We start from the raw sequence: 18,071 nt of genomic DNA on the forward strand, positions 1-18,071 counted from the left end.
AGTCTTCCTGTGTCTCAGCCAACATCGCCATCAACCGCCCCTGCATTAGACGCTGTTCAGCTAGGGCTTTTTGTCAGCCGACTGGAAGCAGTCTGCGATGAAATGGGCGCGGTGCTACAGCGCGCGGCTTTTTCTCCCAATATAAAAGACCGCTTGGATTTTTCCTGCGCGATATTTGACGCCAAGGGCGAGCTTTGCGCCCAAGCGGCACATATCCCGGTACATTTAGGCAGCATGGCCTATGCCATGGCGGATATTGTTGGCGCCTGTGAGTGGCGCCCCGGTGATATGGTGGTGGTGAATGATCCCTATTTGGGCGGCACCCATTTACCTGATGTAACGGTGATAGCGCCCTTCTTTGATAGCGACGGCATATTACAGGCGTTTATCGCCAATCGCGCCCACCATGCCGACATTGGCTCTGACACGCCGGGCTCAATGCCCCTGTCTAAATCGCTGGCTGAAGAGGGTGTGGTTATTCCTCCCAGTTATTTGGTTCGGAACGGCAAACTGGACAGTGCCATGTTGGATAACTGGTTTGAGCCGGGACAGCATGGCGACTTTATTGCGCAGGTGAGTGCCAACCGCAGTGGCTTGACTCGCCTCGCCGAGGTGGTGGCTGCCCTCAAAGTCAGCTTTGTTGATGCGGTGGCCCAGCTGCAGGCTTATGCCGCTCGGCTTGCACTGGCGCAATTTAAAACCTTACCGGCGGGGCGCTTTGAATTTACCGATTATATGGATGATGACGGTTTTGGGCATAGCGATCTGGCGATATCCGTTTGCATCGATTTGTCAGCAGAGGGCGTCAAGGTGGACTTTACTGGCACGGCTGATCAGGTAGAGGGCAATATCAATTGCCCGCTGTCGGTGGCAGCGGCGGCGGTGTTTTATGTCTTCCGTTGTTTAATGCCCGCTGACGTGCCGGTGTGCGCCGGTTTGTTTAGTGCCATTAGCCTGTACGCGCCAGAAGGAAGTTTGCTTAATGCCCGTCGTCCTGCGGCGGTGGCGGCAGGCAATGTCGAAACCTCTATGCGAATCACGGATGTGGTTTTGGGAGCGTTGGCTGGCGCGGTGCCCGATGTCATTCCGGCAGCAAGCCACGGCTCCATGAATAACATTGCTATGGGCGGTGAACGTGGCGACTGGCATTACTACGAAACCATCGCCGGTGGCATGGGTGGGCACAGCATGGGTCGGGGACTGGATGCCGTGCAAAGCCATATGACGAATACCCTGAATACGCCGGTAGAAAGCCTGGAGATGCACTATCCCTTGCGAGTGCGTCGCTACGGTATTCGCCCCGCTTCAGGAGGGGCAGGCAGGCATGCAGGTGGCAATGGCATAGTGCGAGAGTTTGAATTTTTGGCAGACAGTCGCTTTACCTTATTAACAGAGCGCCGTCGTCGTGGACCCTGGGGCATTGCGGGGGGCGATGATGGTCAGCCGGGAGAAAATCGTTTTAACGGGCAGTTATTACCGGGCAAGGTTACGGGAAGCGCGTCGGTGGGCGATGTGTTGAGTATTGAAACGCCGGGCGCGGGTGGCTGGGGGCAGCCTGAGTGACATGCTGAGGGGGCTGTTCGCGGCGCTCGGTGCCTGAGCTGGATCAAGGTCTGCGCGGGGTTGGCTCGCTTAAAATCGCCTGCAGGGCAGTCGCCTCATTACATTTGCTGTATAAATTGCTAAAATGCGGCTTTATGCGCGCAATCGCAGTGGGATCGCCTGTTGAGGCTTTCTGACCCGGTTGCTCGGAATTCATGTTTTTTCCCAAGGCAGGTTCCAATGGATACTATTGAGGCAATCAAGCAGCAAATCGACAGCAACCCGATTATTCTTTATATGAAGGGTTCGCCAAATCAGCCCCAGTGCGGTTTTTCGGCCAAGGCCTCTCAAGCGTTGATGGGTTGTGGTGAGCGTTTCGCCTTCGTTGATATTCTGTCTAACCCCGATATCCGCGCCAAATTGCCTGAAGTGGGTAACTGGCCTACCTTCCCCCAGTTGTGGGTGGCAGGTGAGTTGGTTGGTGGCTGCGACATCATCTGCGAGATGCATGACACTGGCGAACTGCAGACCCTGATCAAAGAGGCGGTGGCGGCTCAGCCCGCCCAGTAAGCTTCTTGTTATGATGGAGAAACCCGGTCAAGTGCCGGGTTTTTTATACCCAAAGCTGCAACTAAGAATGCTTTTCGTTTAGATTTTTGTTTGCTAATATCGTCCCTAACAATAACTGCCGGCCCTAAGGTATTACGCGGTCTCGTCGGCAAAAAAATATCGTTGGGGGTTTTCTTATGCGACGTTTGCTTCTCGCCGCCGGTGCGGTGTCTACGGCTTCTTTGGGTTTGGCTGACACCTCCGGCCAGCAGGGTCGAGAGAATCTCAAGCTTGAACAAATCACCATCGTCGGTGAGCGGGTCGAGGAGATTGCCGGCTCGGCCTATGTGCTCGACCAAGCCGAGCTGGAAAAGTTTGAGTACGTCGATATCCATCGCATGGTGCGCCAGGTGCCTGGTGTCTACTTTCAGGAAGAAGACGGCTACGGGCTGCGGGCCAATATCGGTATCCGTGGCTCCGGCAGTGGCCGGACCTCAAAGATCACCCTGATGGAAGACGGCGTGCTGGTGGCCCCGGCCCCCTATGCCGATCCCGCCGCCTATTACTTTCCCACCAGTGGCCGCATGGCGGGCGTGGAAGTCCTGAAAGGCCCCCAGACATTGCTCTACGGTCCCTACACCGTGGGCGGCGCCCTTAACCTCAAATCCACGCCCATTCCCGAGCAGCGGGAGGGTTTTGTCAATGTTGAGATTGGTGAGAACAGCGCGCAGAAATCTCATGTGCACTATGGTGCTACCGAGGGGCAGTGGGGTTTCTTGTTGGAGAGCTACCAAGAAGAAACCCTTGGCTTCAAGGATATTGATCGCTCCAATCGCGATACCGGTTATGACAAGGAAGACTACGTCGGCAAGCTGCGCTGGCGCAGTGCCGAGGGCGCGACTTATGCCCAGCAGCTTGACCTGAAGGTGAATTACACCGAAGAGCAATCCAATGTCACTTACCTGGGCGTTACCGATGCGCAGTTTGATCGCGACCCCTACCGCCGCTATGGGCTGACCGAGCTTGATCAGATGAATACCCGGCAAGCCGGGGTATCTCTGCGGCACAATATCGAATTCAGTGACACGCTGGCCTTGAGCAGCATGATTTACCGCAACAACTTCAAGCGTAGTTGGTTCAAATTGGACCGAGTTGGCAGTGATAGCATCGGTGGGCTTATTGATAAAGCCAACAACGGCGATGCCCTGGCGTTGGGTATCCTAGAGGGCACTGAGGACGCCACTGATGTGCGGGTCAAGGACAATGCTCGGGAATACTACGGCGAGGGGATTCAGTTTGAGCTTGCCGGCAATGTCGAGGCGGCGGGTGCTGCTCACAACTGGGTAGTGGGTATTCGCCAGCATGAAGACGAGTCAGACCGCTTTCAGCCGGTGAGTGTTTACAATCAAGTTAATGGCAGCCTGCAATTTGATTCAATTATCCAGCCCGGCTCCGGGGATAACCGCGTGGACGAGGCTGAGGCGCTGTCCATTTGGGTAATGGATCGCATCAGTATGGGCCAGCTGGATATCACCCTGTCTCTGCGACATGAAGATATCGACACCGCGCAAACTCGCTACGGCGATCTCGACCGCAACACAGTGGCCAGCACCCGAAGCAATGATGTCGAGGAGACAATGGCCGGTCTGGGCGCTACGTATGTGCTCAATGACAGCTGGCAATTGCTGGCTGGTGTGCACCAGGGTTTTGCGCCTCCCGGCGGTGGCGCCGCCGATGGCACCGGCGCGGAGGAGAGTCTCAATTACGAGTTTGGCGGTCGTTATCGCAGCGAGTACGTGAGCGCGGATATCGTGGCTTTCTTTAGTGATTACGACAACACCGTTAACAACTGCTCCATCGCCAACCCCTGTAGCGACGGCGCCGAATCGGGCACCGAAAGCTTCGGCGAGTCTGAAATCAGAGGCTTGGAGTTGAGTCTGCGCACAGTGCTATTGGAGTCCGCTAGCTTCCAGGTGCCGCTGACCCTGGCCTACACCTATACCGATGCAGAAGTCACCAAGGACGCCGACGGCGGTGATGTGCTGAAGGGTGATAACCTGCCGTACTTACCCGAGAACCTGCTGAACCTGGGTCTGGGTATTGAAGACAACCGCGGTCGCAAGGCCTATCTGTCGGCCACCTATGTAGATGAGATGTGCGTCGACAACCAGTGTGAACGCTCGGTGGATCAGCGCTTTCGCAGCACGGACAGCTATGTGTCGGTGGATTTCGCCGCCAGCATGCCGGTGGCCGAGAACGTGGAGGTTTATACCCGCATCGACAATCTGCTGGATGACGAATCCATTGTCGCGCGCAGCCCAGCCGGTGCTCGGGTGAATCTGCCCCGCACCGCCTACTTGGGTGTTCGCGTAAGTTTCTAGCGCTGACGAGGGCTTGCCTCGAAGGGCGGGCTCAATCCCTTCTTGAGGGGGCTGACGCAAAAAGCCCGGCACAGGGTCCGGGCTTTGACGAGCTTGGTTTGTGAACGCGGTCTTAGCTGTTGATACCGCCCATCATCGACTGCTGATAATTCTGCAGGCCAACCTTGTCGATCAGGCTCAGCTGCGTTTCCAGCCAGTCGATATGCTCTTCTTCCGATTCCAGAATCTCTTCCAGTAATTCCCGGCTGCCGTAGTCGGCGACGGACTCGCAATGCTTGATGCCGTCTTTGAGGTCGGGCACTGCTTTCAGCTCTAAGCTGAGATCGCACTCCAGCATTTCCTTGGTATTTTCGCCAATCATCAGTTTGCCCAAGTCTTGCAGGTTGGGCAGGCCTTCCAAAAACAAAATACGCTCAATCAATTGGTCGGCGTGTTTCATTTCGTCAATGGATTCGTGGTATTCGTAGTCCGCCAGCTCTTTCAGGCCCCAGTCCTTAAACATTCTGGAATGCAAAAAATACTGGTTAATTGCTACCAGCTCGTTGCCGAGGGCTTTGTTGAGGTGGGCGATGACTTGCGGGTCGCCTTTCATAAGTGGGCCGTCCTTTATGGTCTGTGTTTTAAACAGGCATAAGTGTGCGCCCAATATAGGGGGTTGGTCAAGCTAAGTAGCTGATTTGTAAAGTAAATGTAAAGAAAAAGCCAATCGTTCTCAGTGCGGTTTGATAAGAGAAATCACTACCTTTGGCGGGGCTGTCGTGGCCGATATTGTTCAGGCCGCAGCGAAGCAGAGATCGGCGTTAAAATTGTTCAGGTACTCGTCGTACACTTGGCGTGCAAGTGAGCCGCATTTGCCGCATTGGCTAGCAAGATCCAGTTCACGCCTGACTTGACGGAAGCTGTCTGCGCCTTCGTCAATGGCTTCGCGAATTTGCTTGTCAGTAATACCTTTACAAAGACAGACGTACATGTTCGTACAACCCGGTAGATAACGATGTTGATGTAGAAAGTAATGCAAATGAGAATGCTTGTCAATTTGTCTTGAGAGGTATTTTTGTTTGGCTTTATTTGTACCGGTAAAGCTATAGCAAAAAACTATGCAGCCAATTAGAAATATCAATGGGATCAGTTTGGGGCCACGTGTATGATTAATGCCCTGGATTTACACTATATCGCGCGGTTCTCGCGCATTATTAAAGCAAAAATGGAGGTTACACATGGGCGTTTTAGTCGGTAAACCCGCACCAGATTTTACTTGTGCAGCAGTATTGGGCAACGGCGAGATCGTTGACAGCTTTACTCTGAGCGAAGCGATCAAGGGCAAATGCGGCTTGTTGTTCTTCTATCCCTTGGATTTTACCTTCGTGTGTCCTTCAGAGCTGATTGCTCTGGATCACCGTATGGATAAATTCCGTGAGTTGGGTGTGGAAGTCATTAGTGTGTCCATCGATTCTCAGTTCACTCACAATGCATGGCGCAACACCTCTGTGAAAGATGGCGGTATTGGTCCTGTGACTTACACCATGGCTGCTGACGTACGTCACGACATCTGCCGTGCCTACGACGTTGAAGCAGAAGGCGGCGTTGCTTTCCGTGGCGCGTTCCTGATCGATAAAGAAGGCACAGTGCGCTCTCAGCTGATTAACGACCTGCCACTAGGCCGTAACATTGATGAGCTGATCCGCTTGGTTGAAGCGCTGCAGTTCCACGAAGAGCATGGCGAAGTGTGTCCTGCCGGTTGGAACAAAGGTGATAAAGGTATGAGCGCGTCTCCAGAGGGTGTTGCTTCTTACCTGTCAGAGAATTCTGACAAGCTGTAATGATCGATTGATGGGGCCCTGGTGATATTTTTCTTGGTATTTGCTATGAGTACCTTGAGTTAATACCTTGCATTAGCCTCAGTAAACGAAAGCCCGGATATGCGCTGCAGTCCGGGCTTTTTTGTGTCTGCTATATAGGCGATAAGAAAATTGGCGCAATTTAAAATCTTCGACTAGCCTAGAAACAGCGCACATGGAGTGCGCGAATTTTCTATTTCATCTGCAAAAAGGATAATGACGATGAAAATTGCAAAACCTCTGTGGCTGATGACATCGGCCTTGTTTCTGTTCTTTGCCCTCTCTTTTTCTAATGCTTTCGCTCTGGATATCAATACGGCGTCGTCAGAGCAACTGCAAACCCTAAAAGGGGTGGGGCCGAAAAAAGCAGCGGCGATTGTGGAGTATCGTGATGCTAACGGCCCTTTTAGCTCTCTAGAGAGCTTGACGGCAGTGCCTGGCATTGGTCAAAAGGTGATAGCGGACAATGTCAGTGAAATAGAGCTGTCGAAACCTGAAGGTGGCAGTGATACTGAGTAAGCTCCCCTTGCCTGCATGTTATGTGCAGGCTTTTTTATCTCGCCTTTGGGTGGCCTTTCTCGCTAGACTGTTGAAATGCTTAACCAGCCGCTTATGAATATGTCAGCTCAGGGCGTAGGACGAAACGCTTCTATTTTACTACTGGGTCTGCTGCTCGGGCCTTCGGCAATGGCGGACTTTCGCTGTGGCCGTCATCTTGTTGATATCGGCCAGCGTTATTTTGAAGTAGAGGAGCGTTGCGGCAAGGCCGATTATCGGGTGAGCTTCCCGGTTAGGGGCATTGGCGGTCAGGTTCTTGCCGACCACGTTCAGTATTGGTATTACAATCCCGGTCCCCAAGGCTTTATCCATAAGCTGACCTTTCAAAATGCGGAATTAATTAAAGACGATACCCTGGGTCGCGGGTTTTATAAAACCGACACGCCTTCTTGCCGTAGCAGTGAAATCAATCTTGGTATGTCGGAATATGCGCTGTACACAAAGTGCGGCCAGCCAATATCCAAGCGTATTCTTTGGCGGGGTTTTCCTGTTGATGATGGGGAATATATTGGGGTTGGCGGCTATTATCTACCCGTGCAGGAATGGGTGTATGGCTTTGGTCGCAGTCAATTTCGGCGGGCAGTTATAGTAGAGAACGGTCAGGTTTCAGAGATAGAGTTGCTGTCTAAACCCCGTTAGCAGCGCTGGTTTTTCATCGTGGTGTTGTGACGGTTGGTGCAAATTTGTTGCCAAATGCGGTAGCATTCGCAGCAGAAACTGATAAGGCGCCCTATGCAAACCCTCACCATGACCCGCCCCGATGACTGGCACGTGCACCTGCGTGACGGTAACGTTCTTACTCACACTGTTAAAGACATCAGTCGCTACTTTGGTCGGGCTATTATCATGCCCAACCTGACCCCGCCGGTGCGTAATGTAAAAGAAGCCCAGGCATACCGGCAACGCATAGAGCAGGCATTGCCCAGTCGTGGGCATCAATTTCAGCCATTAATGGTGTTGTATCTCACGGATAACACGCAAGTAGAGGACATTCGTGAGGCGGCTGCATCCGATGTGGTTTACGCGGCCAAACTGTATCCCGCTGGGGCGACGACGAATTCTGACTCGGGTGTGACCAGCATCGAGAAGCTGTATCCGGTGTTGGCTGCCATGGAGCAATACGGCCTGCCGCTGCTGGTTCACGGTGAAGTCACGGATAATCACATTGATATCTTTGATCGTGAGGCGCGCTTTTTAGAAGAAAAGCTGAGGCCCATTGTCGACCATTTTCCGGCGCTAAAGCTGGTGTTGGAACATATCACCACTGCCGATTCGGCCGCATTTGTAAAGCAGGCGCCGGAGAATGTTGCGGCGACAATTACTGCGCACCACCTTTTGTATAATCGCAACCATATGCTGGCAGGGGGTATTCGGCCACATTTTTATTGTCTGCCTATTTTAAAGCGCAATACGCATCAACAGGCGTTAATCGACGCCGCGGTATCGGGCAGCCCCAAATTTTTTCTGGGAACGGATTCTGCGCCCCACACCAAAGGCAGTAAAGAGACTGACTGTGGTTGCGCAGGTTGTTACACTGCCTACGCGGCAATTGAGTTGTATGCGGAGGCGTTTGAAGCTGCGGGTGCTCTGGACAAGTTAGAAGCATTTGCTAGTTTTTACGGCCCCGATTTTTACGGTTTACCGCGAAACACCGATACCATCACCTTAACTCGGCAGGATTGGACCGCACCCTTGGAGCTTCCCTTTGGGAGCGATATTGTTCGGCCACTGCGGGCTGGTGAAACCTTACATTGGCAGTTGGGCAAGTGATGCTGGATGATGACGGAAAATCTATGATTGCCCAGCGTTTTCGGGGATTCTTGCCCGTAGTCGTGGACATTGAAACCGGTGGCTTTAACGCTAAAACCGATGGCATATTGGAAATTGCCGCGACTTTTTTGCGAATGGACGACGCTGGCAATATCGAGCCAGATGAGACCATCGACTACCATGTGGAGCCGTTTCCCGGTGCAAATTTGGAGCAGTCAGCTCTTGAATTTACCGGTATAGACCCCCATAACCCTTTAAGGCAGGCACAAAAAGAAGTGACTGTCATGGGCGAATTGCTAAAGCGCATTCGTCAGCAAGTAAAAGCCCATGATTGTACTCGGGCGGTTTTGGTGGGGCATAACGCACATTTTGATTTGGGTTTTATGATGTCGGCGGTCGAGCGCTGTGGCATCAAACGCAACCCCTTCCACCCGTTTTCGGTCATGGATACCGCCAGTTTGGCAGGGCTAGCATACGGTCATACGGTGTTAGCTAAGGCCTGCCAATTGGCAGATATTGATTTTGACAACAATTCTGCACACAGCGCAGCCTACGATGCGGAGAAAACTGCCGAATTGTTTTGTCAGATTGTAAACCGCTGGCAGCAACTTGGCGGCTGGCGCTGGCCCTGAGGGAGAGGGTGTGGTGCCGGTTTTTGCCACAGCGCTGTTGTAGTGTGGCTTTAAACGTAACGTTCATTCAAAACTAAAGATCTAGGAGAGACACCATGGCTTTTGAATTACCCAGCTTGCCTTATGAGAAAAATGCTCTGGAGCCCCATATCTCTGCAGAGACTCTGGATTTCCACCACGGTAAACACCACAACGCTTACATCACTAAGCTAAACGACATGGTTCCCGGTACTGAGTACGAAGGGAAATCTTTGGAAGACATCATCAAAACCTCCAGCGGTGGTTTGTTTAACCAAGCTGCTCAAGTGTGGAATCACACGTTTTACTGGAACAGCCTGAGCCCCAATGGCGGTGGTGCACCTTCTGGTGACTTGGCAGCCGCTATTGATAAAGCGTTTGGTTCTTTTGATAAATTCAAAGAAGACTTTAATGCTAAAGCCGTAGGCAACTTCGGTTCTGGTTGGACTTGGCTGGTAAAAAACAGCGATGGCAGTGTTGAAATTGTGAATACCGATGATGCTGATACCCCAGTCGCAAAAGGCGCTCAAACGCCGCTGATTACTTGCGATGTTTGGGAACACGCTTACTACATTGACTATCGCAATGCGCGTCCTAAGTACCTGGAAGCCTTCTGGGCACTGGCTAACTGGGAATTTGCGGCAGCAAACTTCGCAGCCTAAAGCTGAATCAGCAGTGAGCTGAGCTATTGATAGCTCGTCTTAAAACCCCACTTCGGTGGGGTTTTTTGTGTCTGGAGGTTGTTAAATATGCAGGGCGTTATTTCGCGGTTAATTATTTTAGTTTGGGTGTTTGCGACTTTAAGCGTTCTACCCACATGGCAGTGCCGCCGCAAACGGCGGCGGGCATAATAATCAAGTTCAAAATGGGGACCATGGTGCCAAGCATGACCAGGGCGCCAAAACTAAAGCTCGTGCTGCGCTGGCTGCCAATGCGACGGCGGGCTTCTTTAAAACTCAGTTTGTGGTTGTCCATGGGGTAATCACAGTATTCAACTGCCATCATCCAGGCATTGAGGCAAAACCACAGTACTGGCGCGGCGGGAGAGAATACAAAGGTGGCGACCAGTGTTAATAACGCAAAAATCAGGTAATAAAACAGTTTGTGACACTCTCGGCCAATACTGCGAGGAAAGCTGGCAATGGCTTGCAGGATGGTTTCTCTGCCATCCACTTCTTGGCCAGTGAGCCGCTCTTCGACTTTTTCTGCTAGCAGGCCATTAAAGGGCGCGGCAATAATATTGGCGACGGTGCTGAAAACGTACATGACTATCGCTAAGACTAAAATGACCGCTAAAGGCCAGAGAATCCAACGTAGAAAGTCCAGCCAACCCGGTAACCAGAGCATAAACTGATTAATCCACTCGCCAATTTGCCCTAAAGTTAAGGTGCTCAGCAGGCCAAAAATGCTGATGTTGATGAGCAAGGGAATCAGCACGAAGAGTCGCAATCCCGGTTCCATAATCAGCCCAAAACCGAGTTTTAGATATCCGGGGCCGCTGTGTAGGGTGTTTGGCATGGTATTGGCGTATCGTCTGGTGAATAACGGAGCATCAGTTTACGGTGAGGAGCGAATGCTTCCAAGCCTTGGCTGATGCGAATAGAATTTGCTCTGGCGGTGTGATTATTTCGTTACGCTTTACGAGGCCGCTAAAGCGGTGGTGTGATATTCAATCAAAGGGAGAGGATTGCGATGAATAGAATGCAGCTTGGTGGTGGCTTGGTGCTAGCGGGACTGCTTTGTTCTGTGCCGTTGCAAGCGGATGATCTGTCTCAAGAAACGGCTAGGTTATGCGACAGAATGAAGCATTGTGCGTTAAGCAATATTCAAGACAGCGGTTTGCCACCTGAAATGCAAACCATGATACGTCAGCAGTTGGATATGGCTTGTCAGGGAATGGAAGCAAAGTATGGCGTGATGGCGCAATCTCATGAGTTGTATCAACCTGCGCTGGCCTGTGTTAAATCACTTCAGTCACTCAGCTGTGCGGAAATGGAAGAAGACAACGACGACGCCCTTACTCCGGCTTGCGAACGCTATGAGGCGTTGTCCGAAAAATATTAAGCGGCTGGCTCGCGACCACAGGCAGGACAAATGCAGCGGTTGGCGTCGTTTGCTTTTTCTTTCGCTTCTTCGCTGATGGTCGTAGTCATACACCAGCAGTTGGCGGCGGCTTGCCCGGCGGCAATCGCGCACTGGTTGGGTTGTGCGCAGAGGGGGCAGAGTGAGTTTGGCTTTTGCTCGGTCATGGGGAGATAATACGCTTTTTTAGCATTAAAGGGGGCAACCATGAGCGATGAAGATAAGGTCTTCGCCGATGAAATGGTCGGTGTTAAACCCCTCCAGAGCGAGGTTCGCGTTGCCCTGAAGCGGGGCGAAATCAGCCGACTCAGTGTGGATGCCCGGCGCCAAGCTGCGGTGGCCCAAGAGGCGGTCAGTCATAGCCTGAGCACCAGCGATATTCCGATTCTTGATCCTTATTATTTGTTGGAGTTTCGCCGGGACGGGGTGCAGCTCGGCGTGTTTCGCAAATTAAAACAAGGTAAATATACGATTGAGGCTCGGTTGGACCTGCATAAAATGACGGTGGAGCAGGCAAGTCAGCAGGTGTTTAACTTTATTCGCGACGCGATGGCCATGGACTTACGGACAGTGATGATTGTCCACGGCCGGGGTTTTCATAACAAAGAAGGCGGCGCAGTTTTAAAGTCGTATATTAATCACTGGCTACCGGAAATGGCTGATGTGCAGGCCTATAGCAGCGCCCAACCTCAGCACGGCGGTGCTGGCGCTGTGTATATTATGCTGCGTAAAAGTGAGCGTAAAAAGCAGGAAAACCGAGATAAGTTAACGCGGGGTCGCTCGCTCTAGTGAAATAAGGGCTCAGCGAATAAAGATTTAATGATATAGCTGCTGTAGTGAAATAGACGGGCTTCGTGAGGTAAACGACAGCCCGTCACGTCGGTATTATTGCGCGCCGCGTTTTTCCAGGGCGCTGACAAACTCCCCTGAGTGGCGGTGCTCTTTGGCGTAGCTCAATATATTGCGGCCCGCTTTGTCCACAGCATTGATGTCGCCTTTTATTTCAAGAAACATATCCAAAAACAGCTCAAAATCATCAGCGCGCATGCTCTGATAGGCCCTGAGCAATTTATGGAAGTCGGGGTTGGTGCCTGCTTTAGGCTCAACATGGAGAAATTCCCGCACCCGGTCCTCTGTCCAAACTTCGTCTAATACCTTTTCTTTGTCTTTTTTCATCATCTAAACCTTTCTAGTACTTGCCGGGGTGGAGATCAGCCCTTGAGCTTGTCATTCAGAAGCTTGTTGACCATGCCGGGGTTGGCTTGGCCTTTTGAGGCTTTCATTACTTGGCCAACGAAGAAGCCAATCAGTTTTTTCTGCTTACCCTCGTCCGCGGCGCGGAATTGTTCCACTTGCTGAGGGCTGTTGGCAATCACTTCGTCAATCATGGCTTCGAGTGCGCCGCTATCAGAAACCTGTTTGAGGCCTTTTTTGTCGATAATTTCGTCGGCACTGCTGCCCTCTTGATTCCAGAGGGCTTCAAAGACTTGTTTGGCGATTTTGCCAGAGATGCTGTTGTCGATGATTCGAGTAATAAGGCCACCCAGCTGCTCGGCACTAACCGGGCTGTTGGCCAGCTTTAAATCGTCTTTATTCAGGGCGGCAGACAGTTCGACGTTGACCCAGTTGGCGGCCAGCTTGGCATCGCCAGCTGTTTTAGCCACAGTTTCAAAGTAGTCGGCGACGACGCGTTCGCCAGTCAGTTGCGCGGCATCGTAGCTGGACAGCCCGTATTGAGACTCGAAGCGCTGACGTTTGGCGTCGGGTAGCTCGGGCAAATTGGCTTTTAATTGATCGATCAAGGTCTGTTCGATTTTTACCGGCAGCAGATCAGGGCAGGGGAAGTAGCGGTAGTCGTTGGCTTCCTCTTTACTACGCATTGAACGGGTTTCGTTTTTATCGCTGTCGTAGAGGCGGGTCTCTTGAGTGACTTTGCCGCCATCTTCCAGTAAGTCGATCTGACGTTGGGCTTCAACTTTGATGGCCCGGTCAACAAAGCGGAAGGAGTTGATGTTTTTGATTTCGGCGCGGGTGCCGTACTCCTCTTCGCCCTTTAGTCGCACCGAGACATTGGCATCGCAGCGCATGGAACCTTGAGACATTTCACCATCGGAAATACCGAGATAAGTGATGATAGAGTGAATTTTGCGCAGATAGGCAACCGCCTCTTCAGCGCTGCGCAGATCGGGTTCGGAGACAATTTCAATCAAGGGCGTCCCCGCCCGATTTAAGTCGATGCCGCTCATGCCGCTACCATGGTTCTCAAAAAAAGCTTCATGGAGAGATTTGCCTGCATCTTCTTCAAGGTGGGCATGGTGAACCCGAATTTGGCGCTTGCTGCCGTCTTCCAGGGTGATTTCTACAATGCCGGGGCCAACAATGGGGGCGTCCATTTGGCTGGTCTGGTAACCCTTGGGCAAATCGGGATAGAAGTAGTTTTTACGCTCAAATACCGATTCGCGGCAAATGTCGGCGTCGATGGCCAAGCCAAACAGAATGGCGTCTTTTACCGCCTGTTCGTTGAGTACGGGCAGGGTGCCGGGCAAGGCAAGGTCAACTGCACAGGCCTGGCTATTGGGCGCGGCGCCAAAGGCCGTACTGGCGCCGGAAAATATTTTAGATTTGGTGGTGAGCTGGACGTGAATTTCCAGGCCGATTACGGTTTCCCACTGCATGATTACGCTCCCTCCTGGCCGGGGCTGCGACGATGCCAGTCGCTGCGTTGCTGGTATTGATGGGCGGCGGCCAGCAGGGTGGCCTCGTCAAAATCGTTGCCAATAAGTTGCAGGCCAATGGGTTTGCCATTGGTAAAACCTGCGGGCAATGAAATGGCGGGCAGGCCTGCCAGGTTGACGGCGATGGTGTAAATATCTTCTAGATACATCGACAAGGGGTCGCTGGTTTTTTCACCCAAGGCAAAGGCCGGGTTGGGAGTCGTGGGGCCAGCGATAATGTCTACCTCTTTAAATGCATCGATAAAATCTTGTTTGATGAGACGACGAATTTTTTGGGCTTGGCGGTAGTAGGCGTCGTAAAAACCGGCAGACAGGGCGTAAGTGCCAACCAAAATGCGGCGTTTTACTTCTTCGCCAAAACCTTCTGCCCGGCTGCGGGTGTAGAGGTCTTTTAAGTCTTTGGGGTCGTCGCAGCGGTAGCCGTAACGTACGCCGTCAAAGCGGGACAGGTTGCTGGAGGCTTCCGCCGGGGCGATAACGTAGTAACAAGGAACCGCTAGCTGAGTATGGGGGAGACTAATTTCTTTTAGGGTTGCGCCCATGGCCTCGTATTCTTTTAAGGCTGCTTCTACCCCCGCTTGAATATCTGGCGCGAGTCCCGTGCTGAAATACTCTTTTGGCACCCCTATTTTTAGACCGCTGAGGTCTTTGTTTAAGCTGCCCCGGTAGTCTGACAACGGCAAATCCATGCTAGTGCTATCGCGTTCATCAAATCCGGCCATGGCTTGCAGTAACAGGGCACAATCTTCGGCACTGCGGGCCATGGGGCCTGCTTGGTCTAGGCTGGAGGCAAAGGCGATCATGCCGTAGCGGGAGACTCTGCCGTAGGTGGGTTTTAAGCCGGTTAAACCGCAAAGCGCGGCAGGCTGGCGGATGGATCCGCCGGTGTCGGTGCCGGTTGCCGCGGCAGCCAGACCGGCGGCAATAGCTGCCGCTGAACCACCGGATGAGCCACCGGGCACACAGTCTTCTTGCCAGGGGTTGCGCACTGGGCCGTAATAACTGGTTTCATTGGATGAGCCCATGGCGAACTCGTCCAAATTGGTTTTGCCCAGCATTACTGCGCCTTCAGCTGCCATCTTGTCGACGACGGTGGCGTTGTAAGGTGAAATAAAGTTATCCAGCATTTTAGAGGCGCAACTGGTGCGAACGCCTTGGGTGCAAAAAATGTCTTTGTGGGCAATGGGAACGCCGCTGAGCAGACCGGCTTTGCCTTGACTGCGAGCCTTATCGGCTGCTCTGGCTTGCGCCAGTGCCGAGTCGGCAGTGACGGTGATGTAGCTGTTGATACGCTTGTCGTGCTGAGCGATTTCGTCCAGGTATTGCTGGGTGATCTCTTCGCTAGAAAAACGCTTGTCTTCCAGTCCGGCGAGGATGTCGCTTACTGTATGAGTGGGCATGTAAGTGTTTGCTCGTTCAATGATGTGATGGCGATATTGTTGTGTCTATGTCGCAAGGCTTAGTAGCAAGGCTTATTCAATGACCTGTGGCACCAGATACAAACCGTCTTCGGTTTGGGGTGCAATGCTTTGGAATAGCTCCCGCTGATCTGTTTCTGTCACCGCGTCGGCGCGCAAGCGCTGATGTGCATCGTGGGGATTGGCCATCGGCGCAATATTATCGGTATCCACCGCTTGCATGGCGTCCACCATGCTTAAAATGTCACCAATACGCTGGCTTAACTCGACACTTTCGGTTTCGGAAATATCAATGCGAGCCAACAGGGCCAGCTTGGCGATTTCGGATTGCTCAATACTCATCGTTCACCTTGGGGCTATTCATTCTGGGCTATTTATCTTTACGCCCGACTTTAATCAGTCGCCTATCTGTTAGATTGGCGGCAGCGTATAAAAAGGAGGGAGGGAGTCATTAAAATGACAGTCTTTTGCCGCTGCGTTCGCAAGCCGCTAAACTTATCACATTTGCGCCTTGCCCTAAATCCCTGCCGTTGATAGAGTGGCAAAGTTTTTAATTCTGGGCTTTACAGGCCGTACAACGCTTGGGTTCAGCCAGCCTGGCTCTGATCAGAACAGGGCTGCATAAGGTGATAATCGCACATGTTGAAACGTATTCGGGGCATGTTCTCCAATGATCTTTCTATCGATCTGGGAACGGCAAACACTCTTATTTATGTTCGTGGCCAAGGCATTGTTTTGGATGAACCGTCCGTGGTGGCAATTCGCGTTCATAATGGTCAAAAAACCATTGAAGCGGTAGGTATTGAAGCCAAGCGTATGCTGGGTAGAACTCCGGGCAACATTACCGCGATTCGTCCTTTAAAAGACGGTGTTATCGCCGACTTTCAAGTGACCGAAAAAATGCTTCAGCATTTTATCAAGCTGGTTCATCAAAATAGTTTTATTCGCCCCAGTCCTCGGGTATTGGTGAGCGTACCTTGTAAAAGTACTCAAGTAGAACGCCGGGCCATTCGTGAGTCTGTGCTGAGTGCCGGCGCGCGGGAAGTACGTCTTATTGAAGAGCCGATGGCGGCTGCAATTGGTGCGGGTTTACGGGTAGAAGAAGCCTCGGGTTCTATGGTGGTGGATATTGGTGGTGGCACCACTGAAATCGCGATTATCTCGTTGAATGGCGTGGTTTATTCGGATTCTGTTCGTGTGGGCGGTGACCGCTTTGATGAAGCCATTGTCACCCATGTTCGTCGCACTTATGGCAGCTTGATTGGCGACGCGACAGCGGAGCGCATCAAGCAGGAAATCGGTTGTGCCTACCCCGGCTCTGAATTGCTCGAAATTGATGTTCGTGGCCGTAATCTTGCCGAGGGGATTCCCCGTCGCTTTACCTTAAACAGCGATGAAATCCTGGAGGCGCTGCAAGAGCCACTTCAGGTTATTATTCAGGGTGTAAAACGGGCGCTGGAGCAATCTCCCCCAGAGCTGGCCGCAGATATTGCCGAGACCGGTATTGTGTTGACCGGTGGTGGCGCCTTGTTGCGAGGCATTGATCAGTTACTGGCCGACGAAAGTGCCTTACCCGTGATTATCGCCGAGGATCCATTGTCTTGCGTGGCCCGGGGCGGTGGTAAGGCATTAGAAATGATAGATCGCCATCATCTCGATATACTGTCAGCCGAATAGTTTGATCAGAGGAGGAGGCCGCCATTAAACCGGTATTCTCCAATCGATCCTCCTCGTCGGTGGGATCGCGGTTATTGATTTTCGGTGGTTTGGCACTGGTTTTAATCCTGCTTGGCCATAAACTGGAGTTTACCCAGCAGCTGCGCGGGCAGCTCTCGGTGATCTCTACACCCTTCTATTGGCTGGTGGATGTGCCCAGCCGTCTCAGCGAACAATTTACCGGCATGCTCAGCAGTCGTAGTGAGCTGCAGGCTGAAAACGAGCGGCTTCAATCTGAGGCCATGATTCTTAACGCCAAATTGCAAAAATATGTCGAGCTTCGGGCGGAGAATGTGCGCCTACGGGAGTTGATGAACTCTGCCGAACGGCTTAGCGATACGGTGGTGGTGGCAGAAGTGATTGCCGTGGCCACCGACCCCAATCGCCATAAGTTGGTTGTTGATAAGGGCAGCCGCAATGGCGCTTTTGTCGGTCAGCCAGTGATTGATGCCAACGGTTTAGTGGGGCAGATCACCGAAGTGGGTGCCATGCACAGTCGCGTGTTGCTAGTGACCGATAGCGCCCATGCCCTGCCGGTGAGGGTAAGCCGAAATGGTCTTCGGGCGATTGCAGAAGGCACCGGGCTCATCAATGAGTTAACCCTTACCCATGTTGCTGCCACTACGGATATTCAAGTCGGCGATTTGCTTGTGAGTTCAGGCTTGGGTGGCCGCTTTCCTGCAGGTTATCCGGTGGGTGAGGTGACCTCTGTCTTGGTGGATCCGGGCAAGCCGTTTGCGGAAGTGAAAGCCAAGCCGCTGGCCGAGTTGGACCGTAGCCGCAACGTGCTACTGGTGTTTAGCGAACGCCAGACAATTGAAGGCGAATAGTC

The 18,071-nt window shown here is 52.4% G+C and carries 21 protein-coding genes; 13 read left to right on the plus strand and 8 right to left on the minus strand.

Going from position 1 to position 18,071, the window contains the following annotated elements; translation table 11 throughout:
• The first annotated feature begins 9 nt into the window (after positions 1-9).
• The 3 genes from IMCC21906_RS05640 (at position 10) to IMCC21906_RS05650 (ending at position 4,472) form a co-directional block, all read left to right on the plus strand.
• Positions 10-1,563, plus strand: a complete 1,554-nt coding sequence (locus IMCC21906_RS05640) for a hydantoinase B/oxoprolinase family protein (RefSeq protein WP_082117373.1) — start codon at positions 10-12, stop codon at positions 1,561-1,563.
• 219 nt (positions 1,564-1,782) lie between these two features.
• Positions 1,783-2,112 (plus strand): Grx4 family monothiol glutaredoxin, encoded by a 330-nt coding sequence (gene grxD / locus IMCC21906_RS05645; RefSeq protein ID WP_047011348.1) that lies wholly within the window; start codon positions 1,783-1,785, stop codon positions 2,110-2,112.
• Positions 2,113-2,288: 176 nt separating this feature from the next.
• Positions 2,289-4,472, plus strand: a complete 2,184-nt coding sequence (locus tag IMCC21906_RS05650; RefSeq protein ID WP_052763386.1) for a TonB-dependent receptor domain-containing protein — start codon at positions 2,289-2,291, stop codon at positions 4,470-4,472.
• 112 nt (positions 4,473-4,584) lie between these two features.
• Here IMCC21906_RS05650 and bfr read toward each other — a convergent pair whose 3' ends face one another.
• Complete coding sequence (gene bfr, locus IMCC21906_RS05655; protein ID WP_047011350.1) at positions 4,585-5,064, minus strand: bacterioferritin; 480 nt, start codon at positions 5,062-5,064, stop codon at positions 4,585-4,587.
• Between the two features lie 180 nt (positions 5,065-5,244).
• Complete coding sequence (locus IMCC21906_RS05660) at positions 5,245-5,442, minus strand: bacterioferritin-associated ferredoxin (protein WP_047011351.1); 198 nt, start codon at positions 5,440-5,442, stop codon at positions 5,245-5,247.
• Between the two features lie 247 nt (positions 5,443-5,689).
• Between IMCC21906_RS05660 and IMCC21906_RS05665 the strand changes: the two genes are divergently transcribed.
• The 6 genes from IMCC21906_RS05665 (at position 5,690) to IMCC21906_RS05690 (ending at position 9,950) form a co-directional block, all read left to right on the plus strand.
• Positions 5,690-6,292 (plus strand): peroxiredoxin, encoded by a 603-nt coding sequence (locus IMCC21906_RS05665; RefSeq protein ID WP_047011352.1) that lies wholly within the window; start codon positions 5,690-5,692, stop codon positions 6,290-6,292.
• Positions 6,293-6,532: 240 nt separating this feature from the next.
• A complete protein-coding gene (locus tag IMCC21906_RS05670) occupies positions 6,533-6,829 on the plus strand; it encodes a helix-hairpin-helix domain-containing protein (protein ID WP_047011353.1) in 297 nt (98 codons plus the stop codon).
• A 93-nt stretch (positions 6,830-6,922) separates the two neighbouring features.
• The gene (locus IMCC21906_RS05675; RefSeq protein WP_197085960.1) at positions 6,923-7,507 is read left to right on the plus strand and encodes a DUF2845 domain-containing protein; all 585 of its coding nucleotides are present in this window, start codon (positions 6,923-6,925) and stop codon (positions 7,505-7,507) included.
• Between the two features lie 93 nt (positions 7,508-7,600).
• A complete protein-coding gene (gene pyrC, locus IMCC21906_RS05680) occupies positions 7,601-8,638 on the plus strand; it encodes a dihydroorotase (RefSeq protein ID WP_047011354.1) in 1,038 nt (345 codons plus the stop codon).
• Positions 8,638-9,270 carry a ribonuclease T gene (rnt, locus tag IMCC21906_RS05685; RefSeq protein ID WP_047011355.1) on the plus strand — a complete coding sequence of 211 codons (633 nt, stop codon included), beginning with the start codon at positions 8,638-8,640 and terminating at the stop codon, positions 9,268-9,270. The genes pyrC and rnt overlap by 1 nt, the downstream gene beginning before the upstream one ends.
• A 95-nt stretch (positions 9,271-9,365) precedes the next feature.
• Positions 9,366-9,950 (plus strand): superoxide dismutase, encoded by a 585-nt coding sequence (locus IMCC21906_RS05690; RefSeq protein ID WP_047011356.1) that lies wholly within the window; start codon positions 9,366-9,368, stop codon positions 9,948-9,950.
• A gap of 112 nt (positions 9,951-10,062) precedes the next feature.
• On the opposite strand, the gene cysZ is transcribed toward IMCC21906_RS05690, so the two are convergent.
• Positions 10,063-10,806: a sulfate transporter CysZ gene (cysZ, locus tag IMCC21906_RS05695; RefSeq protein ID WP_047011357.1), complete on the minus strand. Its 744-nt coding sequence runs from the start codon at positions 10,804-10,806 to the stop codon at positions 10,063-10,065.
• Between the two features lie 174 nt (positions 10,807-10,980).
• Here cysZ and IMCC21906_RS05700 point away from each other — a divergent pair, with 174 nt between their 5' ends.
• Positions 10,981-11,352 (plus strand): hypothetical protein, encoded by a 372-nt coding sequence (locus IMCC21906_RS05700; protein ID WP_156165998.1) that lies wholly within the window; start codon positions 10,981-10,983, stop codon positions 11,350-11,352.
• Here IMCC21906_RS05700 and IMCC21906_RS05705 read toward each other — a convergent pair.
• Entirely contained in the window at positions 11,349-11,537 is a 189-nt protein-coding gene (locus IMCC21906_RS05705) for a cysteine-rich CWC family protein (protein ID WP_047013174.1), read from the minus strand. The genes IMCC21906_RS05700 and IMCC21906_RS05705 overlap by 4 nt on opposite strands.
• Positions 11,538-11,577: 40 nt before the next feature.
• On the opposite strand from IMCC21906_RS05705, the gene smrA reads away from it, so the two are divergent.
• The gene (gene smrA, locus IMCC21906_RS05710) at positions 11,578-12,159 is read left to right on the plus strand and encodes a DNA endonuclease SmrA (RefSeq protein WP_047011359.1); all 582 of its coding nucleotides are present in this window, start codon (positions 11,578-11,580) and stop codon (positions 12,157-12,159) included.
• A gap of 96 nt (positions 12,160-12,255) precedes the next feature.
• Here smrA and IMCC21906_RS05715 read toward each other — a convergent pair whose 3' ends face one another.
• The 4 genes from IMCC21906_RS05715 to gatC form a co-directional block, all read right to left on the minus strand.
• Positions 12,256-12,549: a PA4642 family protein gene (locus tag IMCC21906_RS05715; protein WP_231580324.1), complete on the minus strand. Its 294-nt coding sequence runs from the start codon at positions 12,547-12,549 to the stop codon at positions 12,256-12,258.
• A gap of 32 nt (positions 12,550-12,581) precedes the next feature.
• Complete coding sequence (gene gatB, locus IMCC21906_RS05720; RefSeq protein ID WP_047011360.1) at positions 12,582-14,045, minus strand: Asp-tRNA(Asn)/Glu-tRNA(Gln) amidotransferase subunit GatB; 1,464 nt, start codon at positions 14,043-14,045, stop codon at positions 12,582-12,584.
• 2 nt (positions 14,046-14,047) lie between these two features.
• Complete coding sequence (gene gatA, locus IMCC21906_RS05725; RefSeq protein WP_047011361.1) at positions 14,048-15,505, minus strand: Asp-tRNA(Asn)/Glu-tRNA(Gln) amidotransferase subunit GatA; 1,458 nt, start codon at positions 15,503-15,505, stop codon at positions 14,048-14,050.
• 72 nt (positions 15,506-15,577) lie between these two features.
• Positions 15,578-15,865: an Asp-tRNA(Asn)/Glu-tRNA(Gln) amidotransferase subunit GatC gene (gatC, locus tag IMCC21906_RS05730; RefSeq protein WP_047011362.1), complete on the minus strand. Its 288-nt coding sequence runs from the start codon at positions 15,863-15,865 to the stop codon at positions 15,578-15,580.
• A 297-nt stretch (positions 15,866-16,162) separates the two neighbouring features.
• On the opposite strand from gatC, the gene IMCC21906_RS05735 reads away from it, so the two are divergent.
• Together IMCC21906_RS05735 and mreC are read left to right on the plus strand one after the other, a co-directional pair.
• The gene (locus IMCC21906_RS05735) at positions 16,163-17,200 is read left to right on the plus strand and encodes a rod shape-determining protein (protein WP_047011363.1); all 1,038 of its coding nucleotides are present in this window, start codon (positions 16,163-16,165) and stop codon (positions 17,198-17,200) included.
• 59 nt (positions 17,201-17,259) lie between these two features.
• Complete coding sequence (gene mreC, locus IMCC21906_RS05740; RefSeq protein WP_047011364.1) at positions 17,260-18,069, plus strand: rod shape-determining protein MreC; 810 nt, start codon at positions 17,260-17,262, stop codon at positions 18,067-18,069.
• Positions 18,070-18,071 lie beyond the last annotated feature (2 nt).

Source organism: Spongiibacter sp. IMCC21906, from assembly GCF_001010805.1.
GTDB lineage: Bacteria > Pseudomonadota > Gammaproteobacteria > Pseudomonadales > Spongiibacteraceae > Spongiibacter.